The organism is Cryobacterium flavum, assembly GCF_900103805.1.
GTDB lineage: Bacteria > Actinomycetota > Actinomycetes > Actinomycetales > Microbacteriaceae > Cryobacterium > Cryobacterium flavum.
In genome coordinates, this window is sequence record NZ_FNIB01000002.1 from 78,364 (window position 1) to 101,754 (window position 23,391).

A 23,391-nucleotide genomic window follows, 5' to 3' on the forward strand; every position below is an offset into this window, starting at 1 on the left:
GAACCCGGGCCCAGTCTATAAACTGGGCCCGGGGACGGGGCCCGGGCCCCGTCCCCGGGTGGTGGTGCGGGGCTAGAGCACCTTGGAGAGGAAGGCCTGGGTGCGGTGGTGCTGGGGGTTGGCGAGCACCTCGGTGGGCACGCCGCTCTCGACGACGACGCCGCCGTCCATGAAGACCAGGGAGTCGGCGACCTCGCGGGCGAATCCCATCTCGTGGGTGACCACGATCATGGTCATGCCATCGCGAGCGAGGCCCTGCATCACGTCGAGCACCTCGCCGACGAGCTCGGGGTCGAGCGCACTGGTGGGCTCATCGAACAGCATGAGCTTGGGTTCCATGGCAAGGGCACGAGCAATAGCGACCCGCTGCTGCTGACCGCCGGAGAGGTGCGCCGGGTAGTAGTCGGCGCGTTCGGCCAGTCCCACCCGGGCCAGCAGGGCGCGAGCGTTGGCCTCGACCCCGGCCTTGGACAGGCCTTTGACCCGGATCGGCGCTTCCATGACGTTCTGCAGCGCGGTCATGTGCGGAAACAGGTTGAACCGCTGGAACACCATGCCGATATCGCGACGCTGCCGGGCGGCCTCCTTCGGGCGCATCTCGTAGAGCTTGTGGTTGGCTTCGCGGTAGCCGATGAGCTCGCCGTCGACACTGAGGCGTCCGGCCGAGACGACCTCGAGGTGATTGATGCAGCGCAGGAAGGTGGACTTGCCCGAGCCGCTGGGCCCGACCAGGCACATGACCTCGCCGCGCTTGACCTCGAGCGAGATGCTCTTGAGCACCTCATTGGAACCGAAGCTCTTGGAGACACGGTCGGCGACGACCATGGGGGTATCGGGCATCAGCGGTCTCCCTTGTGCGGGTCGGTGGGGGGAAGCACCACGGTGGGCTGGCCGCTGCCGACGACCCGGGTGACGCCCGTGATCGACGCGGTGGCGTCATCCGCTTTCTTGTCGGGGCGGCGGTCGCCGATGCCGCGGGCGAACCGCTTCTCGAGGAAGTACTGGCCGACCATGAGGATGGAGGTGAAGAACAGGTACCAGATCGACGCGACGATGAGCATCGGCACCGTTTCGAAGGTGACCGCGGCGATATCGCGGGAGCGGGTGTAGAGCTCGAGCGTGAACGGGATAGCCGTCACGAGCGAGGTGGTCTTGAGCATCGAGATGACCTCGTTGCCGGCCGGCGGGATGATCACCCGCATCGACTGCGGAACGATGACGCGCACCATGGTCTGGAACCAGCTCATGCCGAGCGCGGTGGCGGCTTCTTCCTGCCCGCTGTCGACCGAGAGCAGGCCGGCCCGCACGATCTCCGCCATGTAGGCGGCTTCGTTGAGCGCGAGCCCGATGATCGCCAGGATGAACGCGGAGAGCGCCACCCGGGTGGGGAAGGACACCCACGGGTCGGTGAATGGGAGTCCGATGTCAATGGACTGGTAGATCGTGCCGATCAGGCCCCAGAACACCAGCTGCACGTACACCGGGGTGCCGCGGAACACCCAGAGGTAGACCCACGCGATGCTGTTGACCACTGGGTTGGGTGACAGCCGCATGATCGCGAGGGTCACCCCGAGGATGATCGCGATGATCATCGAGTACACCGTGAGCTGCAGGGTCACGAACGCCGCCTGCGAGATGCGCTGGTCGAACAGATACTTACCGACGGCCGGCCAGTCGTAGGCCGGCCGCATCGCCGCATCGGCGACGAACAGCGCGACAATGAGCAATAACACCACCGCGAAGGTGTTGCGCCACGGGTGGCGCAGGCGAATCGCCTTGATTCCGGGCTCCGTCTTGCCGCCCGGCGCGGCCGTGTCAGTCATGATGTGAGTCGCTTACTGCTCTAGCCGTTGGAGGCGGCGTTGATGGTGATGGTGTCGATGCCACCGTCGGTGACACCCCACTTGTCGAGGATCTTGCCGTAGGAACCGTCATCGACCATGGACTGCAGGGCGGCCTGCACGGCCTTGGTCAGCTCGGAACCCTTGTTGACGGTGATGCCGTAGGGCGCCGTGTCGAAGCTCTCGCCGGCCGGCTGCAGCTTGCCGCCCGACTTGGAGATGGCGTAGAGGGTGACGGGCGAGTCGGCGCTGAGGGCGGCGGCCTTGCCGAGAATGACAGCGTTGGTCGCTTCGTCCTGCGAACCGTAGGGCAAAATCTCGATCTTGTCCTTGCCAGCGGCGAGGCAGGCGTCATTCTTGGCGGGCAGCTCGTCGGTGTATTCCACCGTGCCCGACTGCACGGCGACGGTCAGGCCGCAGGCGTTGTCGGGGTCGACGGTCGTTCCGGCGGGCGAGGCCCAGAGAATGCCGGCGTTGTAGTAGTTGACGAAGTCAACCTGCTTCTCGCGCTCGAGGTTGTCGGTGAACGAGGATTCGCCCATGTCGACGGTGCCGCCGGTGATGCTCGGAATGATGTTGTCGAACGATGCAATCTGGTACTTGGTCGTCAGGCCGAGCTTGGCGGCGATGCCGTCGGAGAGTTCGATGCCCCAGCCGATCGGTGCGCCGGCATCGTTCTTGAACTCGTTCGGCGGGTAGGCCGCATCGGTTCCGATAATGAGCACGCCGGCGCTCTTGATAGTGGCGGGGAGCAGCGCGACGGCTGCGGCATCCGCTTCAATGGTGGCAGCGGCGCCGGGCGTCGTGGCGGCCGGAGTCGAGTTGTCGACACAGCCGGTGAGCAGCAAAACGGCGGCGGCGGCAAAAGCCGGAACGAAATAGCGTGCGCGCATGGCACTTCCTTCTTGATTTGGTCGAAAGTGCGGGATTCGCCAGTGAATCCCACACGCGGGTAAGACTTATCGAGCCTAATGCACACCGGCGCGCGCGAGAATCGAGACGGCACCCCCCATCCGCCGTTTTTTTGACGAGCGGATGCTGCGGATCTATCGTCAAGAGGTGCCCACCACCACCCCGAACATTCTGTACACCTCCCCCGACGATCCGCTCGCCGCTCCTCTCGTGGCTGAACTGTCGCGGGAGTACGACGAACGCTACGGCCTGAACGACGGCATTCCGTCGTCGGTCGAGCTCAGCCGCTACCCGACCCGGCGGTTTCAGCCGGTCGACGGTGGTACTTTTCTGCTCCTGGTCGAAAACGGGCAGGCGGTGGCCGGCGGAGCTTTCATGCGGGCCGACGACGACACCATCGTCGAGGTCAAACGGGTGTGGACGCACTCGGCGCATCGTCGCCGCGGGCTGGCCCGTCAGGTGGTGGCCGAGCTCGAAGCGGAAGCTGCACGGCGCGGCATTCGCTCGATCGTGCTGACCACGGGAGCCCGCCAGCCGGAGGCAGTGGCGCTCTACCTCGCGCTCGGCTACGAACCGCAGTTCGACCTGGACGAGGACTGGGAGTCGATCGGGTATTTGGAGTTTCGCAAGCAGCCTTCGGTCGTCGACGAGTCGGGCCAGACGCCGCTCTGACGGCACGCACACAACGGATGCCGCGCGCCCAGCTGGGCCAGCGGCATCCGTTTTTTGAAGCGTGCTACTGGTTGACGGCGGCGGCGAGCAGGGTGACGTAGTCGTCGAGGCCCCAGCTCAGCGAGAGTCCGGTGGGCGGCGAGACCGAGCTGATGAACGCGGCGCCGACCGGGCTTGCAACCGTGCCGGCCTGCACCTGCGGCATCGCCTGGGAGTAGCTGGCGTCCAGGAACGCATCCGACTGTTCTTGAGTGGATCCGAAGTTGACCAGCAGGTCGCTGGAGAGTTGGTCGAGCTGTTCGTAGCTGAGCGTGTAGTAGAAGCTGGCCTCGTCGGTGGCGAGCTCATCGACGGCGGGGGCGCTGACGAAGCCGAGGTCGAGCGTGAAGGCGACGCGCGGGTCTTCCTTCTTATAGACGTAGAAGGTTCCGTCGCTGTCGCTCGTGAGGGCGATGGTCTTTTCGGCGAATTCGGGGTGCGCGGCGGCTTGGTCAGCGATTTCAGTGTCGATGGACGCAAGCAGAGCGGTCGCCTCGGTGCTCTTGCCGAGTGCGGTGCCCGTGATCTCGATCAGATCGCGCCACGGGGTGGCCCAGGCGTCACCCGGGTAGGCGACGACCGGCGCGATCTTGCTGAGCAGGTTATATTCCTCTTCGGTGATACCGGAATACGCGGCGAGAATAACGTCGGGTGCGGCCGCGGCGATGTCCTCGTAGGGCGGCTCCTCGGTGTCGGGCAGTACGACCGGCATTTCCTGGCCCTTGAGCGCATCGGAGATCCACGGCAGTACGCCATTCTTGTCGCCGCCGTAGCTCTGGAACGGAATCGCCACCGGTATCACGCCGAGCGCAATCGCGTCATCGGCACTGCCCCAGCCCCAGGCTACGACGCGGGTCGGCTGCTCATCGATCGTGGTTTCGCCGAAGGCGTGCTCGATGGTGACGGGAAAGCTGCCGGATGCAGCGGTGTCGGCGGCGGGGGCCGTCGCGGCGGCGGTGCATCCGCCGAGCCCCAGGGCGAGGATACTCGCTGCGGCCGCGAGCGTGATGGTCAGGCATCGGGACACGAATTTCTCCAGTTCGTTGGCAACAATACTTAGGGTAGCCTACCCTAACTTTAGACCTGCTGGTGTAGCCGGGAACGAGTCGCGGGCGCAGGATCGGCGGGCGCCGGATCAGGGTCGGCCGCTCGCCCGTGGAACCGGCCGATCGGAACGACCATGGGCGCACCACAGACCGGATCTGGCACGATCCGTGCCTCGAGGTCGAAGGCAGAGCGCACGATCTCGGCGGTGAGCGTGTCGGCGGGCGCGCCAGTCGCGATGATTTTGCCGGCGCGCATGACGACGAGGTGGTCGGCGTAGCGGGCGGCGAGGTTGAGGTCGTGCAGCACCATCACGACGGTCGTTCCGTGTTGGCGGTTGCGCTCGAGCAGCAGGTCGAGCACTTCGATTTGGTGGGTCACGTCGAGAAATGTCGTGGGTTCGTCGAGCAGCAGAATCTCGGGGTCCTGGGCGAGGGCCATGGCAATCCAGACCCGCTGCCGCTGCCCGCCGGAAAGGTCTTCGAGGTGGCGGGCTGCAAGCTGCTCGGTGTTCGTGGCGGCCATCGCCGCGGCGACGATCTCGTCGTCGGTACTCGACCACTGCCGAAACCAGCCCTGGTGCGGGTAGCGGCCTCGCCCGACGAGGTCGGCCACGGTGATGCCGTCGGGAGCGATGGGCTGCTGCGGCAGCAGTCCGACGACGGTCGCGACCTTCTTCCCTGGCAGCGCTGCGATGTTGCGGCCACCCAGAGTGACCTGGCCGGCATCCGGTTTGATCAGTCGGGAGAGCCCCTTAAGCAGGGTGGATTTGCCGGAAGCGTTGGCGCCGACGATGACCGTGATCGCACCGGGGATGACCTCGAAGTCGAGGCCGTCGATGATGGGCGTGTGGTCGTAGCCGAGGGTGATGCCTTCGGCGCGCAGTTGGTGGGTCATCAGGCGCCCTTTCCGGTTTTGTTGCTGGTGGCGAGCAGCCAGAGCAGATAGGGGGCGCCGATCGCGCCCGTGATGATTCCGGCGGGGAGTTCGAGCTGCCCGGGCAGCAGATGCTGTGCCGTGAAATCGGCCACGGCAGTGATGAGGGCGCCAACGAGTGCCGCGGGCACGAGTGCGAGGCCGCCGGTGCCGAGCACGCGCCGGGCGATCGGTGCCGCCACAAAAGCCACGAAGGCGAGCGGACCGACCGCCGCGGTCGCCGTCGCGGCGAGGGCAACCGCGACTACGAGCAGCAGGAGTCGAGTGCGTTCGGCCCCGACACCGAGGCTTGCTGCGAGGTCATCGCCGAGTTGCAGGGCTTGCAGTCGCCCGTCAGCCAAGCGAATAACCGGCAGCAGCACGAACAAAACGAGGGCCACGACGGCGATGTCCTGCCAGCGGGCGCCGCTCACGCTGCCGACCAGCCAGAGCAGCGCGCCCTGCGCGTCGTTCAGGTCGGCGCGGGACAGCAGGTAGCCGAGCACGCCCTGCACCATGAAGGCGACGCCCACGCCGATCAGCACGAAGCGATAGCCGACCACACCGCCGCGCCAGGCCAGCAGGTAGATGGCGCAGGCGACAATGATGGCTCCGGCGAAGGCGGCGAGGGAGGTGGCGACACTTCCGAAGCCGAGAATGAGCATGCTGAAGACGGCGGCGGCGCTCGCTCCCCCGGTGACTCCGATGATGTCCGGGCTGGCGAGCGGGTTGCGCAGCACGGTCTGGAACAGGGCGCCGGACAGCGCGAACGCCACGCCGACGAGCACGGCGAGGGTCAGTCGGGGCAGGCGCAGCGAGAGCACGATGAAGTTTTCGCCCTGGCTGCCCTGGCCGGTGAGGGTGCGAAGCAGGTCCGGAACGCTGAGCGAGTACGCGCCGACGGCGAGGCTGAACGCCGCGACGACGACGAGGGCAGCCAGGAGTACGAGCACGACGCTCCGGTTGCGCAGGCCGCGCTGGGCGCGCGCGTGCGCCAGGGGGGTAGCATCCGCTCTCTGCAAAGTTGTCATCACAGGCCTGCCAGTTTCACGCGACGCACCAGGGCGATCAGCACCGGCGCGCCGAGAAACGCGACGACGAGACCGGCCTCGATTTCGCCGGGCTGGGCGATGAGGCGACCGAGCACGTCGGCGAGCACGAGCAGGGTCGGGCCGAACAGCGCCGAGAACGCGATGATCAGGCGGTAATCGGGGCCGGTGATCCACCGGGCCACGTGCGGCACGGCGAGGCCGACGAACACGATCGGGCCGGCCATCGCCGTCGCCGAGCCACAGAGCAGCACGATGGCGACGGCGCAGACGATGCGGGCGGTAATCAGGTTTTGGCCGAGGCCGCGGGCGAGGTCGTCGCCCAGCGCGAGGGCGTTGAGCATGCGGGCGGCCACGATCGCCAGCACCAGACCAACCAGGATGAACGGGGCCAGCGGCAGGGCGGCGTCGAGGCCGCGTGCCACGAGCGACCCGGCCGCCCAGAACCGGTAGCGATCGAAGGCTTCGGTGTCGGCGAGCAGCACGATAGTGATGAGCGAGGTGAACGCGGCGGTCAGCGCGGTTCCGGCGAGGGCGAGCTTGACCGGCGTCGCACCCTCACGGCCGAGAGAACCGATGAGGTACACGATGGTGGCCGCGACGGCGGCGCCCGCGAAGGCGAACCAGACATAGCCAAGCGAGGACGTCACCCCGAACCAGGCGATCCCGGCGACGACGAACAGCGAGGCGCCGGCGTTGACGCCGAGCAGGCCGGGGTCGGCGATCGGGTTGCGCGTGACGCCCTGCATGAGAGCGCCGGCCAGGCCGAGGGCGAGGCCGGCGAGCAGGCCAACGGCGGTGCGCGGCACCCGCAGGTCGAGAATGACGGTGTGGTCGGTCAGGGTGCGGTCCGGGCTGAACAGGGCGTTCCACACGGTGCCGGGGGCGATCTCGCGGGTGCCGACCAGGAGCGATGCGGCCACGCTGAGCCCGAGCAACCCGACGGCGAGCGCGAAGCCGATGACGACCCGGCGCGGGCGGGCGCACGGTGACACCGGCACAGCCACGGGTCGATCCGGAGCCAGGGTCATTGAGCTTCGGACCGGCCGAGCCGCCAGTAGCCCATGAAAGCCACCCTTGAGCGGTCGATGCCGGTCTGACTCACCAGAAACCGTCGCAGGAGTTTGATCGTGCAGGATTCTCCGGCGAGCCAGGCGTAGAACCCGGCCCCGTTCTCTTCGGCGGGCGATTCCCAGAGCACGTCACAGTCCACGTCGACCTCGGCGAGCGGCTGCGGGGCCGCCGCGACCGCGGCCTCGACCAGGGCGCGATTGCTCGCAACCCAGCCACGCACTGCGGCGTCGAGGCGCTCTCCGTGCGGCGCCCGATCGCGAGCCAGCCAGGTGATCTCGCACCCTGCGGGCAGAACGAGAGGCAGGGCATCCGCCCCAGTGGGTATCTCGATGAAGGCGTGGGCGCGGCGGCCGGCCGGCAGGCTTTCGAGGATGCTGCAGATGGCGGGGGCGGCGGTCTCGTCGCCGGCCAGCAGCAGGTCGGTCGCCTGGCCGGGGTGCCAGTCGAGGCCGATGGAACGACCCGGGCTGCGCTCGTCGGGGCCGACGATGACGACGTCACTGCCGATGGAAACGGCCTGCAGCCAGGGCGCAGCCGGGCCGAGTGCGCCGTGAGCGGCGTGGGTGACGAAATCCACGTCGAGTTCCCGCTGTTCGGGGCGCACGGCGCGAATCGTGTAGGTGCGAAAAGGGTTGCGATCGGCGTAGGGCAGTGCACGCCAGCGGTCATACCAGCGGCCCGTGGCAATGGTTTCCTCGTAGTCGGCGCCGATATCGGAGAGTCCCCGGCCGGGCAGCGGAAACACGATCTTGACGCGCTGGTCCAGCCCGGCCGTGCCGAAGGTGTCGAACTGTTCACCGAAGAAGGTCACCCGGGTGAAATGTTCACTCAATAAGCGGATGCCGACGACCGTCGCGCGATAGGGCCGGTAGGCCGGGCGGTCAGCGACCGTCATAGCGCCGGGGCCGGTCACGCTCGGTAAGGTAAGCATTACCTTAGTATGGCATGCCTTGCCTCAGATCAGGCTGTACGGTCTGAAACTGTCCTGGCGCGCTGACTCCCCAGTTTTCGATTCAACCGACCCTAGACTGAAATCATTGTGAAAAGTTACTGGACCCTTCTGCGCACGCCGGGCGTATCCCGCCTGATCGGCGCGCAGTTGACGGCGAGGTTTCCCTTTGGAATGCTCTCCCTCGCCTTTCTCATTCACATCGAGCGCATCTTCGATTCGTACGGTGCGGCGGGGCTCGTTCTGGGCGCGATGAGTATCGGCCAGGCCATCGCCGGTCCCCTGACCAGCCGGCTGATGGGCCGGCTCGGCATGCGCCCGGTCATCATCGCGACAATGTTCATCTGCGCCGTGTCGATCGTGGTCATGTCACTGGTTCCGCTGTCGGTACTGAGCCTGATGCTCATCGGATTCGTCGCCGGACTGTCGACCCCGCCGATCCAGCCGGCCGTGCGCACCATCTACCCCAAAATCGTCAACTCCCGCCAGCTCACCCCGCTGTTCTCGCTCGACGCCTCGGCGCAGGAGATCATCTGGGTGCTCGGGCCGGTGATCGCAACCTTCGTGGCTTTGCAGGTATCGACGACCGCGGGCATCCTGCTCGCCGCGTTCTTTCTGGTGGCCGGCGGAATCTGGTTCGTCTCGCTGCCCGAGGTCGGCCGGGTGCGCATCCCCCGCAGCCGGCGCAAGCTCGGCGTCGTGCTCAAAAAGCCCGAGGTACTGCTCAGCACGATCGTCGGGTTCACGTTGGTCGCGGCCTGCGCCGCCGTGGAAGCCGGGGTGGTCGCGGTGTTCGGCCACGGCAGCGCCGATGCCGGCTGGGTGCTCGGCATCTTCGCCATCGGCTCGCTCATCGGTGGGCTCGCCCTCGGCCACGCCCCGATCGGCCCCTGGGCGCTCGCTGCCCGCATGCTCATCGTCACGATCGGCCTCGCCCTGGCCAGCCTGTGGCTCACCTTCTGGTGGCTGTCCTTTGCCCTGCTTCTGGCCGGGGTCGGCATCGCCCCCGCCTTCGCCGTTCTGTTCGGCATCGTCTCGGCCAGCGTCAAGTTCAGCGACACCGCCGAAGCCTACGGCTGGGTCGGCACCGGCCAGCTGATCGGCGCCGCCATGGGCTCCGCCATTGCCGGGTTCTCGATCGACCACTCCGGACCGGTCTCGGCCATCTACGTCGCCGCCGGCTTCGCCGCCCTGGGCTGCATCATTCCCGCGCTCGGCCGCCGCTGGCACCCCGACCTGCGCGGCCGCGACATCAGCCCCATCCCCGACACCGAGCCCATTCAGATTCAGGTCTCGTAGCATTATGGGATGACCTCCCTCACGCTCAATGACGGCCACGTGATCCCCCAGCTCGGTCTCGGGGTCTATAAAGTAGCGGATGCCCTCGCCGCCGACACCGTCGAGGTCGCCCTCGCCGCCGGGTACCGTCACGTCGACACCGCAGCCCTCTACGAGAACGAGGTCGGCGTCGGGCAGGGTCTCGCGCGCTCGAACGTGCCCCGCGAGGACGTGTTCGTGACCACCAAGGTGTGGAACGACCGCCACTGCTACGACGAAACGCTGAAAGCGTTCGACGAGAGCCTGGCCAAACTCGACCTCGACTACGTCGACCTCTACCTGATCCACTGGCCGGCCCCGACCCAGAATCGCTACGTCGAGACCTATCGGGCGCTCGAGGCGATCCGGGCCACGGGCCGCGCCCGCTCGATCGGCGTCTCCAACTTTCATCCGCACCACCTCGACCGGCTGCTGAATGAGACCGAGGTCGTTCCGGTGCTCAACCAGGTGGAGTTGCACCCGTGGCTGCCGCAAGCCGAGGTGCGCGCGTATGATGCGGCCCACGGCATCCTGACCGAAGCGTGGTCGCCGCTGGCTCGCGGGCGTGCGATCGGCAACCGGGCCCTCGATGCGATCGGCGCCAGGCACGGCAAGTCGGCCGCGCAGATCGTGATCGCCTGGCACCTCGCGCTCGGCAACGTGGTCATTCCCAAGTCGGTCACGCCGGCGCGCATCCGCGCCAACATCGACGTGTTCGACATTTCCCTCGACGCCGACGACCTCGCGGCGATTGCCGGTCTGGAAAGCGGCGAGCGCACCGGCAAGGACCCCGACGACCTCGACTGAGCCCTATAGGGGAACGAGGGCGTCCGGCCCGAGCGGGTCTGGCACGTCTTCGGCGTTCGGCAGGATGCTGATGAACCGGTAAAACACGATGCCGAGCACCGTCGCGACTACGCCGCCAATGATGAAGGGCAGGGCAAGATCGATGCGCCCGACCAGACCGCCGAGCACGCTCCCGATCGGTGTCGCTCCCCAGAGCAGGGTGCGCCACGTGCCGTGCACTCGCCCGAGCAGATGTCCCGGAATGATGCTCTGCCGCAGGGACATCACCAGAATGTTCCAGACTGTCACCGCGCCGCTGCTCACCGCGAAAAAGATCACGGTCACCCACAAGTTGGGCCAGAGGCCAACAATCAGGAACGCCAGGCCGCTCAAGACCAGCATGATCGCCATGGTCGGCCCGGCATTCAAGCCGTTCTTGAGCGGTGCCGTAAAAACCGATCCAACGATGCCGCCGATCGCGCCGCTCAGCATGAAGACTCCGAACCAAGCCTCCGGTACCGCGAGCGGTCCGAGCACGAACAGCACGAAGCTGGCCGTGGCGAAGGAGAACGCGAGTCCGATGGTAGTGCTCAGCAGCCAGAGCGTGACCAGCATGCGGCTCTTCACGATGAAACGGTAGCCGTCGACGAACTGGCGATACCAGGCGGCTTCGGTCTGGTCGCCGATCAGAGCGTGCTGCCGTCCCGACGCGATCTTCGGCAGGAACAGCGCGAGCGCTGCGGCGACCAGAAAAGCCACCGCGTTCGCACCGAGCGGAATCAGCACCGAAACGGCGAACAGCAGGCTGGTGAGCGGCCCGGCCAGAAAATTCTGCACCACGAGCTCGCCGGCCTCGATGCGGGAATTGGCGCGGGGCAGGTCGGCGCGGCCGATGATGCTCGGAACGACCGCGCGGGTCGCCCCGTCGTACACGGTCTCGAACGCACCATAGATGAAAATAAGGGCGTACAGCCAGACGATGGTGAGGGCATCCGTTGCGGTGAGCACACACAGGGCGACGGCGAGGATCATGCGCACGGTGTTGGCGAGTGCGAGGGCGATGCGACGGTCGATGCGGTCGACCAGGATGCCGGCCGGGATGGCGCAGAGCAGCCACGGCAGCATCGCCATGGCCGCGATACCGGCGATCAGCAGGGGGTCGTCGGTGAGCCGCGCCGCGAGCAGGGGCAGCGCGGTGCGCGCGATACCGTCACCGAGATTGCTCGCGAGGCTCGCCGTGAACAGGTTGTTGAAGGCCGGCCCGAGGCCGCCCGACAGGCGACGCCGCATCACCAGCGGGGGTGAATCTGCTCCCGCAGGAGCCGATCGTAGACATCCTGCACGCCCTCGTTAAAGGCGAGGTCAAGTGGTTCGGCAACGCCCGCCGTGGCATTGCCCTGCGCCTGCGCGACCGAGCGAGCGCCGGGAATGACGGCGCTCACGCCGTCGATCTGAGCAACCCAGGCCAGCGCAGCCTGCGCGGGAGTGAGGCCGGCCGGGGCCAGAGCGGCAAATTCAGTCGCGGCCTGCAGGCCTACCTCGAAGTCGACGCCGGAGAAGGTCTCGCCAACGTCGAAGTGGCTGCCGTCACGGTTGAAGTTGCGGTGGTCGCTCTCGGCGAACACCGTCTCGCGGGAGTATTTGCCGGTCAGCAGTCCGCTGGCCAGCGGCACCCGCGCGATAATGCCGACCCCGGCCTCCCGCGCGGCGGGCAGCACCTCATCGAGCGGCTTCAGTCGAAACGCGTTCAGGATGATCTGCACGGTGGCGACGCCGGGGTGGCTGATCGCGGCGAGGGCCTGGGCGCAGGTCTCCACGCTCACGCCGTAGTTGCTGATGACGCCCTCGTCGACGAGGGTGTCGAGCGCGTCGTAGACCTCGCCCGAGTCGAAGACCGCGCTCGGCGGGCAGTGCAGTTGTACGAGGTCGAGGGTGTCCGTGCCCAGGTTTGTGCGCGAGCGGTCGGTCCAGGCCCGAAAATTGCCAAGCACGAAATTCTCGGGCAGCTGCTCGGCCCGCCGCCCCATCTTGGTCGCTACGGTGATTTCAGCGCCCGGGGCGTCGTGCGCGAGAAAATGCCCGATCAGGCGTTCGCTGCGGCCGTCACCGTAGACATCCGCTGTGTCAAAAAAGGTGATTCCTGCATCAGCGGATGCCGCCAGCACAGCGGTCGCGTCAGCGTCAGACACGGCACCCCAGTCGGCGCCGAGCTGCCAGGTTCCGAGGCCGATCACGGAAACAGTGCGGCCGGTTCGTCCGAGGGTGCGTTTGTGCATAGCTCCAGCTTAGGTAGGGGGCGGTTTCAGCGCCGCAAGAATTTCTGGTCTGGCGGGGAAGACGCTCAGACCGGGCGACCGCCGACGATCGCGATGGCGCGGGCGGCGAGACGACTACCGGCATCCGCTGCTGACGTCATCGACGCACCCTCGAGCCACGCTGCGACGAAACCGGCACCGAAGGCATCGCCGGCCCCGGACGCGTCGGTCCGGTCACCCCCTGCGGCTGGCACCATCACCGGAGGCTGTCCGTCGACTGCGACAACCGCGCCCTCGGCCCCCATGGTTAGTGCGACCAGCCCAAAACTCTCAGCGAGACGCGTCGCAACGTCGAAAGGATCCTCCAGCCCGGTGAGGGCACGCCCCTCGGGAAGGTTGGGCAACAGAACGGATGCCCCCGCCACCGCCCGCAAGAAATGCGCTACCCCGAAATCCGCCAGTTGACCGCCCGACCCGGGGTCCACGACGACGGGCACCCCACGCTCGCGGCATCGCCCCAGGAGGTGTTGGAAGGAATCAACCGTCCCCTCCGGGTCGTGCTGGCCGGAGAACACCGTATACCCGGTGAAATACAGCGCCGCAGCACCATCGAGCAGGGAATCGGGCACGTCGTTCGGAGTCAGAACCCGGTTGGCCCCGCGTTCGATCAGCACGGTACGGCCCTCGTTCTCATCGACAATGACGATGATCGTGCCCGTAGGACGGGTCGCGTCGGGAGTGAGGTGAGCCCGCACACCGAAATCAGCGAGGAAGGCGGCATGGTAGTCACAGTCGATGGCGCCGACCCGCCCGATGAAGTCCACGTCGACCCCGGCATCTCCGAGCCAGGCCGACACGTTGGCCGCAGCACCGCCCGGGACCTGCCGAATCGATGACTGCGTATCGGTATCGACAAGCGGCTCCCGATGCGGTCGAACGACGATGTCGTCGATCACGTCGCCGAACACCACAACCCGTGGGCGTCCACCATCGCTCAAGTTATTCCCCCTTGAATTAGTGCTGGCCGGAATTCTTAGTGGTCGGTCTGGCCAGGCCGCACCGACCCCCGAATGACCGAACATTCTCTGAGCCTAGTGGCCCCCGATGCGCTCCGCGATCAGCGGACCGCCATCCTGCACGGGTTCCCCCGGGTCGCCGATGCGCCAGGCACCCGCGACGGCTTCGAGGGCACGGGCGAACCGTGCTGGCTCGTCGGCGCTGAGCGTGAACAGGGGCTGCCCCTTGACCACGGTGTCGCCGGGCTTGGCGTGCAGGTCGATTCCGGCGGCGTGCTGCACCGGATCCTGCTTGCGCGCCCGCCCCGCGCCGAGCCGCCAGGCACCGATCCCGAACGGCAGGGCCTGCTGTTCCACCAGCACGCCGCTCCGCTCGGCGAGTACGACGTGGGTTTCGCGGGCAACCGGCAACGCGGCATCCGGGTCGCCGCCCTGCGCGCGAATCACGGCGCGCCACTTGTCCATGGCCCGACCATCGTTCAGGGCGGCCCCCACGTCGACGCCGGTGATTCCAGCGAGTGAGAGCATCTCCTCGGCCAGAGCCACGGTGAGTTCGACCACGTCTTTCGGCCCGCCGCCGGCGAGCACCTCAACCGATTCGCGCACCTCATTGGCATTGCCGATGGCAAAACCGAGCGGCACGTTCATGTTGGTCAGCAAGGCGGATGTCGCCACCCCGGCATCCTCGCCGAGTTCCACCATGGTGCGGGCGAGCTCGCGTGAGCGCTCGATATCTTTCAGAAAAGCACCGGAGCCGAACTTCACGTCGAGCACGAGAGCGCTGGTGCCCTCGGCGATCTTCTTCGACATGATCGACGACGCGATCAGCGGAATCGCCTCGACCGTTCCGGTGATGTCGCGCAGGGCATAGAGCTTGCCGTCGGCCGGAGCCAGACCGCTGCCGGCCGCGCAGACCACGCCGCCGATCTCCTGCAACTGTTTAAGCATCTCGGCGTTGCTGAGGTTGGCGCGCCAGCCCGGAATGGACTCGAGCTTGTCCAGCGTGCCGCCCGTGTGGCCGAGGCCACGACCCGAAAGCTGCGGCACGGCCGCGCCGAACACCGCGACGAGCGGCATCAGCGGCAGGGTGATCTTGTCGCCGACACCGCCGGTGGAGTGCTTGTCGGTGGTCGGCTTGCCGAGCCCGTCGAAGGTCATGCGTTCGCCGCTCGCGAGCATCGCCATGGTCAGCGCCCGAATCTCGTTACGGCTCATGCCGTTCAGAAAGATGGCCATGGTCATGGCGGCCATCTGCTCGTCGCCGACGTAACCACGCGTGTAGGCGTCGATCAGCCAGTTGATCTGCGCTTCGCTGAGTTCGCCGCGGTCGCGCTTGGTGTGGATGAGGTCGACGGCGTCAAACGCTTCGATGGTGGTCATTCCGTGTGTTCCTTTACAGCGTGATACTCGGCGAGCTGGCGTGGCCCGAAGGCATCCGGCAGCACCTCGTCAATGGTTTTCACGCCGGAGACGGTTTCGAGCAGCATGCCCGGCGCGGAGTGTTCATACAGAAGCTGCCGGCAGCGACCGCACGGCATGAGAATGCCACCGTTGCCGTCGACGCAGGTGAAGGCCACGAGGTGGCCGCCGCCGCTCCGGTGCAGCGCGGAAACCAGACCGCACTCGGCGCAGAGGGTGAGGCCGTAGGAGGCGTTCTCCACGTTGCATCCGCTGATCACTCGTCCGTCATCGACCAACGCCGCAACGCCCACCGGAAACTTGGAGTACGGCACGTAGGCGGTCTTCATGGCGGTGAGGGCGACCTCCCGCAGCGCGGCCCAGTCGACGGTCACCGTGCTCACTTGATGTACGGTTTTCCGTCGGCGGCGGGGGCCCGCGAGCGGCCGACGAACCCGGCCACGGCGAAGATCGTGACGACGTAGGGCAGCATGAGCATGAATTCACTCGGCACCGGCGAGCCAATGATGCCCAGCACGTTTTGCAGGTTGGTGGCGAAGCCGAACAGAAGCGCCGCGAGGGTGGCCTTGATCGGATGCCACTGGCCGAAGATCACCGCGGCGAGGGCGATGAAGCCCATGCCGTTTGTCATCTCCTTGTTGAACGCGCCGACAGCACCGAGGGTGAAGTACGCTCCGCCGAAGCCCGAGATGACGCCGCCGAGGGTGACGGCAACGAAACGGGTGCGGTTGACGTTGATGCCGACGGTGTCGGCGGCCTGCGGATGCTCACCCACGGCCCGCACGCGCAGGCCCCACTTGGTGCGAAACAGGCCAAAATACACCACGGCAACGGCTACGTACATGATGTAGACGATGATGGTCTGGCGAAAAAGCACCGGGCCGATGATGGGGATTTCGCTGAGCAGCGGAATGTTGAGTCGGGGAAAGACATCGGGTGAGTTGAGGTTGGCGCTCGGGGCGAGAACCTGCGAGTAGAGAAAGCTGGTGAGCCCGATCACAAGCACGTTGAGCACGACGCCGACGATGACCTGGTCGACGAGATACTTGAGCGCGAATGCGGCCAGCACCATGGAGACGAGCGCTCCGGCGACCATCGCGGCGAGCAAGCCGATATAGGGGTTGCCCGTGGCGGAGGCGACGACCGCTGAGCTGAAGGCACCGGCCAGAAGCTGCGCCTCGATGGCAACGTTCACGACGCCGGCTCGCTCGGACAGCACACCGCCGAGGGCACCGAAGATGAGCGGGGCGCTCAGGGTGACCGTTCCGATCAGCAGTCCGGGCACCGGAATGGTCGATCCCGATGCAGCCCAGGCCAGAAAGCCGACCAGAAACAGCAGGGCGAACAGAATGGTCAGCACGATCGGGATCTTGCGGTGGCGGTAGACCAGCCAGACCGACGCCGCGGCCAGCAGCACGAGCACGATGGCGATGATCACCCCGGTGGCGAAAGTCGGAAGGGCCATCTCGGGCAGCTGAATCAGGTCGCGCGCTTCGGACAGACGGAAGGTGCTGAGCTCGCCGCGCTGGCCTCGTCCGAGCACCACGAACAGGATCAGGGACAGCACGGCAAAGCCGCCGAAGGTGATCGGAATCTTCCAGCTGCGAATTTGTGCCGTCGTCGCGATCGCGGCGGAAACGGGAGCTGTGCTCTCTGCGATCGTGCTCACTTCGCCACCACCTCGTTGCTCTTGCTTGCCTTGACGGCGCTGATCTTGGGTTTTCTCGTGGTGCCTGGCGTCGGAAGGTGGAACATGGCCCGCACCAGCGGCGGGGCAGCGATGAACAGCACGATCAGAGCCTGTACGACCACGACGATATCGATGGGCACACCCTCTGCCGCCTGCATGGAAAACCCTCCGGCTTTGAAAGCACCGAAGAGAATGCCGGCGGCGAAGATTCCCCAGGGCTTAGACCGGCCCAAAAGTGCCACCGTGATGGCGTCGAAACCGATACCCGCGTCGATACCGGAACCGAAACCAGTCGTCACCGTACCGAGCACCTGGTTGATACCGGCCAGCCCCACGAGCGCACCCGAGATGGCCATGGCATACAGGTAGACGTTCTTCACGTTGATGCCTGCTACCCGGGCCGCGCTGGGGTTTTGACCGACGGCGCGAAACTGAAACCCGAGGTTGGAGCGGCTGAGCAGCCACCAGACGAAGATTGTGGCGGCGATGACCGTGAGAAAACCGGCGTGGAGGTTGTATCGGGGGCCAAACAGGTCGGGGAACACCGCGGTGGACAACATCGGCGGGGTCTTCGGGTTATTGCTCCCCGGAGCCTGGAGGGCACCCGGCGTGCGCAGCAAGAACTGGATGAGGTAGAGCGCCACGAAGTTGAGCATGATCGTGACGATCACCTCGTGGGCACCGGTGCGAGCCTTGAGCAGGCCCACAATTCCGCCCCAGATAGCCCCGCCGAGCAGTCCGGCCAGGATAGCGACAATCAAGTGGATGCCGGCCGGCAGCTCGACCGCAAAAGCGACATAGCCAGCGGCCCCGGCGGCGATGAGCATCTGCCCACGACCGCCGATGTTGAACATCCCCACCCGAAAGGCGAGCCCGACGCCGAGGCCGGCCGCGATCAGCGGCGTGGCGAAGGTGAGGGTTTCGGTCAGCGGGCGTATCGCGGTGAGAAAGTTCTGCGCCCGAAAGTTATAGATCGACCCCTGGAACAGGGCGGAATAGGCTCCCGCGACGGCGTCCCACACGGCCTGCAGCAGGTCGGCCGGACGGGAGAAGAAGTACCCGGCCGTCTCCTGTACGCGTTCATTGGTGAATGCGATCAAAATGGCGCCGACCACGAGCGCGAACACGACGGCGAGAATGGAGATCATGGCGCTGCCGCCGGTGATGTCGCGCAGGCTTTGGGTCCAGCGCTCAGACCCGTCCTTCCGGCCAGGTCCGGCAGCCGGAGCGGCGGGAGCCGGCGCTGCCGGTGCCGTCAGGTCGCTCACAGTGCAGCCTCGGTTTCGGGGGCGTGTTCGCCGGCCATCATGAGGCCCAGCGTGGCGCGGGGGGTGTTGCCAGGAACGATTCCAACGATTTCTCCTCGATACATCACCGCGATGCGGTCTGCGAGCGCGACGACCTCGTCGAGCTCGGTGGATACCACGATCACGGGAATACCCGAATCCCGCGTTTCGATAATGCGGGTGTGCACGAACTCGATCGAACCGACATCGAGCCCGCGGGTGGGCTGGGCTGCCACGAACAATCGCAGCTCCCGACTCAGCTCACGGGCGAGCACCACTTTCTGTTGGTTGCCACCGGAGAGCCGGCCAGCCTCCATGGCACTGCCCTGCGAACGAATATCGAACTCGTGAATCTTCTCGGCGGCGAATTTGGCTCGAAATCCCAGCTGGAGGTTTCCGCCCTTCACGAACGGCGCCCCGGAGCTGCGGTCCAGCATGAGATTCTCGGCGATGCTGAAATCGGCGATGAGGCCGTCTTCGGTGCGGTCCTCGGGAACGAACCCAACGCCGGAATCGAGGATGCGCCGCACGCTGTAGCCGCGCAATGGTTTTCCGTCGAGTTCGATCGACCCGGTCACGTGGTGCTGCAGCCCGATCAGGGCTTCGGTCAGTTCGGTTTGGCCGTTGCCCTGCACCCCGGCAATGGCGAGCACCTCACCGGCCTGCACGTCGAAGCTCACGTTGTTGACGACGATCTGGTTGCGGGCGTCGATGACCGTGAGATTCTTTACCGACAGTGCGGTACCGCGCAGCTCCGGCGCGTTCTTGTGCACGGTCAGTTCGACGGCACGACCCACCATGAGTGATGCCAGCTCGGCGTTCGTCGCGGTCGGCGAGGCTTCACCGACAACGGTTCCCAAGCGGATGACGGTGATGCGGTCGGCGACGGCGCGCACCTCCCGCAATTTGTGCGTGATGAACACGATTGAGGTGCCGGACTCGGCGAGCTGGCGCATGATGATCATGAGCTCGTCGGTCTCTTGCGGGGTGAGCACGGCGGTGGGTTCGTCGAACACCAGCACCTTCGCATCTTGGGACAGCGCCTTGATGATTTCCACCCGCTGCTGCACACCGACCGGCAGATCTTCGATCAGGGCGTCCGGATCGATATCGAAGCCGAAGCGGTCGGAGATCTCGCGAACCTTGGCGCGGGCCGAACTGAGATCCAGGCGTCCGCCGAAGGTGGTCTGTTCGTGGCCGAGCACGACGTTCTCGGCAACAGTGAACACCGGAACGAGCATGAAGTGCTGGTGGACCATGCCGATTCCCGCGTTCATGGCGTCGCCGGGACCGGCGAATTTCTGCACCACGTCGTCGAGCAGAATCTCGCCCTCTTCGGCAATGTACAGGCCGTACAGCACGTTCATCAGGGTGGACTTGCCAGCGCCGTTCTCACCCAGGAGGGCGTGAATTTCACCCGACTCGACGGTGAGGGAGATGTTGTTGTTGGCGACCAACGCACCAAAGCGCTTGGTGATGCCGCGAAGTTCGAGCTTCATTCATCCTGAATTCTTGAGTCGAGCATGGCGGGAGTGCACGAGGGTAATGAAATGGGGAGGCCGAAAAATCGGCCTCCCCATTGCTGTCAGCGTATTACTGCTTGGGCGAAGCGGGTGATTCCACCGTGATCGAACCGTCGATGATACCAGCCTTGATCGCGTCCAGCTCGTCGGTCATGGTCGCGGGGACCTTGGATTCGAAGTCGTGGAACGGCGCAACTCCCACGCCGTCGTTGGCCAAGGTACCGACGAATGCGGTGGCATCGAAGGCACCTGTGCCGGCACCGGTGACGACGTCGGACACGCCGACCTTGATGCCCTTGAGGATGCTGGTCAGGAACAGGTCAGCGCCATCCGGGTAGGTCTCGTATAGGTCGGCGTCGACACCGATCATGGCGATGTCCTTGCCCGAGCTCTTGATCGCTTCAATCGCGCTCAGGAAGATCGGTCCACCAACGGGAAGCAGCACGTCGGCGTTCTGGTCGATGAGGCCCTGGGCCTTGGCGAGCGAGTCGACGCCTGCAGCGAAGCCACCGGTGAAGGAGCCGGTCTGCGAGGCGACGTCCCAGCCGACGGTCTGAACGGACGTACCGTTCTGGTCGTTGAAGTAGGTGACACCGTCAGCGAAACCATCCATGAAGATGGTGACCGGGGGAATCTGAAGTCCGCCATAGGTTCCCACGACGCCGGTCTTGCTGTAGCCGGCTGCCGCGTAGCCGGCCATGAAGCCGGCGGGGGCGGTGTCGAACACGATCGGCTTGATGTTCGGCGCGTCTACCTCACCGTTGAAGTCGAGGTCGGCGGTGTCGTCGATGATGGCGTAGTTGACTTCGGGGTTGGCCAGAGCCGACTCGACCGTTGCGGCGGCGAGGTTGAAGCCTACGGTGACGATGAGAGAGCAGCCCTGGTCGACAAGGTTCTGCACGTTCGACTGGTAGTCAGTCTCGGTCGCAGACTCGACCGTGATCGGCGTGACGCCCAGGGACTTGGCCGCTTCGTTGAGTCCTTCGAAACCGAGCTGGTTGAACGACTTGTCGTCGAATCCACCCGCGTCAGAAACCATGCAGGGAACGAAGTCGCTGGCTGCGGCGGAGTTAGTGTCATCGGTAGTCGCCGGCGCCTGGGCACAGGCCGCGAGCATCGCCACTGAGCCGAACATTGCAAGACCGGTGAGTACGGTCTTACGGGTCGAAATTGTCAAGAGGACCTCCAGGGTGCTGCCCAGCTAGATCGCACGGGCGTGGTGCGATCCACGTTACCGAATGTGACGCTGCGCAGATGAGCAATGTGCGTGCGCGGGCGAGTCGTTACCAAGCCGCGACATTACGGAAACATTTCTCCCCCTATTGGGGTGAACTGGGGCCGTTTACATCGATGATCCCGGCTATGATAGCGGCCCGGATCTGATCGACCTCGTCACTGAGTTCGGTGGTCACCAAGCCGGCCTGGTCGTGGAAGTCAGCGATCTCGACGCCGCCGTTCTTCAGCGTGCCGACGAACGCCGTGTTGTCGAAGCTGCCGTCGAGGTCAGAGCCGATGGTTTCCACGACCGCGGCCGACGTGTTTTTGAGCACACTCGTGAGCACAACCGACCGGAACTGTTCCGGAAGCGTCACAAAGCCGTCGTTGTCGACCCAGATAATGGTCACGCCCGGCGTCTCGATCGCGGCAGCGGCCGCACCCTGCCCCACCTGGCCGGCCACCGGCAGAATAATGTCGGCGCCCTGGTCGATGAACGACTGGGCGAGGGCCTTGCCCTTGTTGACGTCTTCGAAGTCGCCGGTGAAGCGGCCATCCTGAAGCTCCTTGTTCCAGCCGAGCACCTTCACGGCAGCCTTGTGCTTGTCGTTGTACATGGCGACGCCGTCGACGAAGCCGTCCATGAACAGGGTGACGGGCGGCTGGTTACCGCCGCCGAAGGTGGCGACGATTCCAGTCTTGCTCACCCCGGCAGCGAGGTAGCCGGCCAGAAACGACGCCTGGGCGGTGTCGAAGACGATCGGTTTCACGTTGGGGGCATCGACGACCTCGTCGACGATTGCAAAGTGCACCTCGGGGTTCGCGGTGGCTTCGGCCAGCGTGGCGTCGGCGAGTTCGTAGCCGACGGTGAGAACGAAATCACAGCCGGTGGCGACGGCCTGGCTCACATTGGGCGCCAGATCGGTCTCCGAGGTCGAGACGATAGCGTCGGTATTGATGTTGTAGGTCGTCGCCGCTTCCTGCAGGCCTTCCCAGCTGGACTGGTTGAAGGACCGGTCTTCGAGGCCGCCCGAGTTCGTGACCATGCGGGCGCAGTAGTCGGGCGCCGTCGCATCCGCTGTCGTGGTGGGTGCCGGTGCCTGCGCGCACCCGGCCAGCAGCAGAGCGGATGCCGCGAGGGCAGAAACAGCAATCACACGACGCATGGACACTCCTTAAGCATGAATTGGAATTCTAGTCAGGAATGGCCTACAGCACATCGCTGGAGCCGGAGAGCTTTAGCGCGTCGACGACAGCCTTGACCTTCTGGGCGTTCGCGCTGGTCGTGACCAGCAGGGCGTCGGGAGTGTCGATCACGACGATGTCCTCCACCCCGATCAGTGCGATCATGCGACCGGTATGGCTGACCACGATGCCGCTCGACGAGTCGGCGAGCACTCGCGCGCCCTCGCCGAGGATGGCGAGGTTGGATTTGCGGCCGCCGGAGTGCAGCTTGGCGATCGAGGCGAAGTCGCCCACGTCGTCCCAGTCGAACTGGCCGGGAATCACGACGAGCTTTCCGGCAGCCGCGGCGGGCTCGGCGACCGAATAGTCGATCGCGATCTTCTTCAGGCGCGGCCAGACCTGGTCGACGACAGCGCCGCGGGCCGGGGTGTCCCAGGCTTCGGCAAGTTTCATCAGTCCGGCTTGCAGCTCGGGCTCGGCCGAGGCAATCTCGGCCAGCAAGCGGTCAGCGCGCGCGATGAAGATGCCGGCGTTCCACAGGTAGTTGCCGTCGGCGAGGTATTGCTCAGCGACCTCGGGGCTCGGCTTCTCGACGAAGGAGTCGACGGCCAGGGCGGTCGGGGCGCCGTCGATGGGCAGGGGCGCCGCGCTCTTGATGTAGCCGAAGCCGATCGCGGGCTCGGTCGGCTGGATGCCGATCGTGACGATGTAGCCGGCATCCGCTGCCGCAACCGCCTCGGTCACCGCCGAGCGGAAGAGGGCGTCGCCCTTGATGACCTGGTCGGCCGGGAACGATCCGATGATCACGCCGGGTTCGCGCAGCTCGAGAATGGCGGCGGCGAGGCCGATCGCGGCGGTCGAGTCGCGCGGTTCGCTTTCGAGAACGACGTTCGGATCGGCCAGTTCGGGCAGCTGCTGCTCGACGGCGGCCCGGTGGGCACGCCCGGTGACGACCATGATGCGTCGCTCGGTCGAGAGCGGAACGAGGCGATCCCAGGTATCGCGCAGCAGGGTGCGGCCAGAGCCGGTGAGGTCGTGCAGAAATTTGGGGGCATCCGCTCGCGACAGCGGCCACAGCCGGGAGCCGATGCCGCCGGCGGGAATCACGCTGTACAGGCGGTCGATGGGCTCACTGGACGTAATCATTGGATCAGACTATCGGGCGGCCCCGATGCGAGTGCCTGACACCACTGTTCATGCGCCC

22 protein-coding genes are annotated in these 23,391 nt (G+C 66.0%); 3 read left to right on the forward strand and 19 right to left on the reverse strand.

Translation table 11 applies throughout. From position 1 onward, the window contains the following. Positions 1-72: 72 nt before the first annotated feature. The 3 genes from BLS91_RS02645 to BLS91_RS02655 are packed head-to-tail and all read right to left on the reverse strand — an operon-like array spanning position 73 to position 2,734. The gene (locus tag BLS91_RS02645) at positions 73-840 is read right to left on the reverse strand and encodes an amino acid ABC transporter ATP-binding protein (RefSeq protein WP_092338970.1); all 768 of its coding nucleotides are present in this window, start codon (positions 838-840) and stop codon (positions 73-75) included. After that, positions 840-1,823, reverse strand: coding sequence for an amino acid ABC transporter permease (locus tag BLS91_RS02650; protein WP_092338972.1), 984 nt, complete (start codon positions 1,821-1,823; stop codon positions 840-842). Before BLS91_RS02650 ends, BLS91_RS02645 begins: the two co-directional genes overlap by 1 nt. 20 nt (positions 1,824-1,843) lie before the next feature. Then, a complete protein-coding gene (locus BLS91_RS02655) occupies positions 1,844-2,734 on the reverse strand; it encodes an ABC transporter substrate-binding protein (protein WP_092338974.1) in 891 nt (296 codons plus the stop codon). 166 nt (positions 2,735-2,900) lie between these two features. Here BLS91_RS02655 and BLS91_RS02660 point away from each other — a divergent pair, with 166 nt between their 5' ends. Continuing rightward, complete coding sequence (locus BLS91_RS02660) at positions 2,901-3,425, forward strand: GNAT family N-acetyltransferase (protein ID WP_241983028.1); 525 nt, start codon at positions 2,901-2,903, stop codon at positions 3,423-3,425. Positions 3,426-3,489: 64 nt separating this feature from the next. On the opposite strand, the gene BLS91_RS02665 is transcribed toward BLS91_RS02660, so the two are convergent. Genes BLS91_RS02665 through BLS91_RS02685 form a run of 5 tightly spaced genes read right to left on the reverse strand, consistent with a single transcriptional unit; the run spans position 3,490 to position 8,477 of the window. Continuing rightward, positions 3,490-4,491, reverse strand: coding sequence for an iron-siderophore ABC transporter substrate-binding protein (locus tag BLS91_RS02665; protein ID WP_092338978.1), 1,002 nt, complete (start codon positions 4,489-4,491; stop codon positions 3,490-3,492). Between the two features lie 50 nt (positions 4,492-4,541). Then, positions 4,542-5,405, reverse strand: a complete 864-nt coding sequence (locus tag BLS91_RS02670) for an ABC transporter ATP-binding protein (protein ID WP_092338980.1) — start codon at positions 5,403-5,405, stop codon at positions 4,542-4,544. Further along, the gene (locus tag BLS91_RS02675) at positions 5,405-6,454 is read right to left on the reverse strand and encodes a FecCD family ABC transporter permease (protein WP_092338982.1); all 1,050 of its coding nucleotides are present in this window, start codon (positions 6,452-6,454) and stop codon (positions 5,405-5,407) included. Before BLS91_RS02675 ends, BLS91_RS02670 begins: the two co-directional genes overlap by 1 nt. After that, on the reverse strand, positions 6,454-7,479 hold the full coding sequence (locus tag BLS91_RS02680; protein ID WP_233206187.1) for a FecCD family ABC transporter permease: 1,026 nt from the start codon (positions 7,477-7,479) through the stop codon (positions 6,454-6,456). Before BLS91_RS02680 ends, BLS91_RS02675 begins: the two co-directional genes overlap by 1 nt. Before the next feature lie 20 nt (positions 7,480-7,499). After that, positions 7,500-8,477 carry a siderophore-interacting protein gene (locus BLS91_RS02685; RefSeq protein WP_241983027.1) on the reverse strand — a complete coding sequence of 326 codons (978 nt, stop codon included), beginning with the start codon at positions 8,475-8,477 and terminating at the stop codon, positions 7,500-7,502. Between the two features lie 108 nt (positions 8,478-8,585). On the opposite strand from BLS91_RS02685, the gene BLS91_RS02690 reads away from it, so the two are divergent. Both BLS91_RS02690 and BLS91_RS02695 read left to right on the forward strand, forming a co-directional pair. Beyond that, entirely contained in the window at positions 8,586-9,794 is a 1,209-nt protein-coding gene (locus BLS91_RS02690; protein WP_092338988.1) for an MFS transporter, read from the forward strand. Positions 9,795-9,803: 9 nt separating this feature from the next. Then, positions 9,804-10,619: an aldo/keto reductase gene (locus BLS91_RS02695; protein WP_092338989.1), complete on the forward strand. Its 816-nt coding sequence runs from the start codon at positions 9,804-9,806 to the stop codon at positions 10,617-10,619. Positions 10,620-10,622: 3 nt separating this feature from the next. Here the strand turns inward: BLS91_RS02695 and BLS91_RS02700 are convergent, their stop codons facing one another. The 11 genes from BLS91_RS02700 to BLS91_RS02750 form a co-directional block, all read right to left on the reverse strand. Next, positions 10,623-11,888 (reverse strand): MFS transporter, encoded by a 1,266-nt coding sequence (locus BLS91_RS02700; protein WP_092338991.1) that lies wholly within the window; start codon positions 11,886-11,888, stop codon positions 10,623-10,625. Then, a complete protein-coding gene (locus BLS91_RS02705) occupies positions 11,888-12,874 on the reverse strand; it encodes an aldo/keto reductase (protein ID WP_092338993.1) in 987 nt (328 codons plus the stop codon). The genes BLS91_RS02700 and BLS91_RS02705 overlap by 1 nt, the downstream gene beginning before the upstream one ends. Before the next feature lie 65 nt (positions 12,875-12,939). Then, entirely contained in the window at positions 12,940-13,851 is a 912-nt protein-coding gene (locus tag BLS91_RS02710) for a carbohydrate kinase family protein (protein ID WP_158252824.1), read from the reverse strand. A gap of 93 nt (positions 13,852-13,944) precedes the next feature. Beyond that, the gene (locus BLS91_RS02715; RefSeq protein WP_092338997.1) at positions 13,945-15,249 is read right to left on the reverse strand and encodes a thymidine phosphorylase; all 1,305 of its coding nucleotides are present in this window, start codon (positions 15,247-15,249) and stop codon (positions 13,945-13,947) included. Next, positions 15,246-15,671: a cytidine deaminase gene (locus BLS91_RS02720; RefSeq protein WP_092338999.1), complete on the reverse strand. Its 426-nt coding sequence runs from the start codon at positions 15,669-15,671 to the stop codon at positions 15,246-15,248. Before BLS91_RS02720 ends, BLS91_RS02715 begins: the two co-directional genes overlap by 4 nt. Continuing rightward, positions 15,668-16,957, reverse strand: a complete 1,290-nt coding sequence (locus BLS91_RS02725) for an ABC transporter permease (RefSeq protein WP_092339001.1) — start codon at positions 16,955-16,957, stop codon at positions 15,668-15,670. The genes BLS91_RS02720 and BLS91_RS02725 overlap by 4 nt, the downstream gene beginning before the upstream one ends. Then, entirely contained in the window at positions 16,954-18,246 is a 1,293-nt protein-coding gene (locus BLS91_RS02730) for an ABC transporter permease (RefSeq protein ID WP_369827308.1), read from the reverse strand. Before BLS91_RS02730 ends, BLS91_RS02725 begins: the two co-directional genes overlap by 4 nt. Then, on the reverse strand, positions 18,243-19,763 hold the full coding sequence (locus BLS91_RS02735) for an ABC transporter ATP-binding protein (RefSeq protein WP_092339003.1): 1,521 nt from the start codon (positions 19,761-19,763) through the stop codon (positions 18,243-18,245). The genes BLS91_RS02730 and BLS91_RS02735 overlap by 4 nt, the downstream gene beginning before the upstream one ends. Before the next feature lie 94 nt (positions 19,764-19,857). After that, a complete protein-coding gene (locus BLS91_RS02740; RefSeq protein ID WP_092339005.1) occupies positions 19,858-20,964 on the reverse strand; it encodes a BMP family lipoprotein in 1,107 nt (368 codons plus the stop codon). A 142-nt stretch (positions 20,965-21,106) separates the two neighbouring features. Next, positions 21,107-22,168 (reverse strand): BMP family lipoprotein, encoded by a 1,062-nt coding sequence (locus tag BLS91_RS02745; protein WP_092339007.1) that lies wholly within the window; start codon positions 22,166-22,168, stop codon positions 21,107-21,109. A 43-nt stretch (positions 22,169-22,211) separates the two neighbouring features. Beyond that, positions 22,212-23,333: a mannose-1-phosphate guanylyltransferase gene (locus BLS91_RS02750; RefSeq protein ID WP_092339009.1), complete on the reverse strand. Its 1,122-nt coding sequence runs from the start codon at positions 23,331-23,333 to the stop codon at positions 22,212-22,214. Positions 23,334-23,391 lie beyond the last annotated feature (58 nt).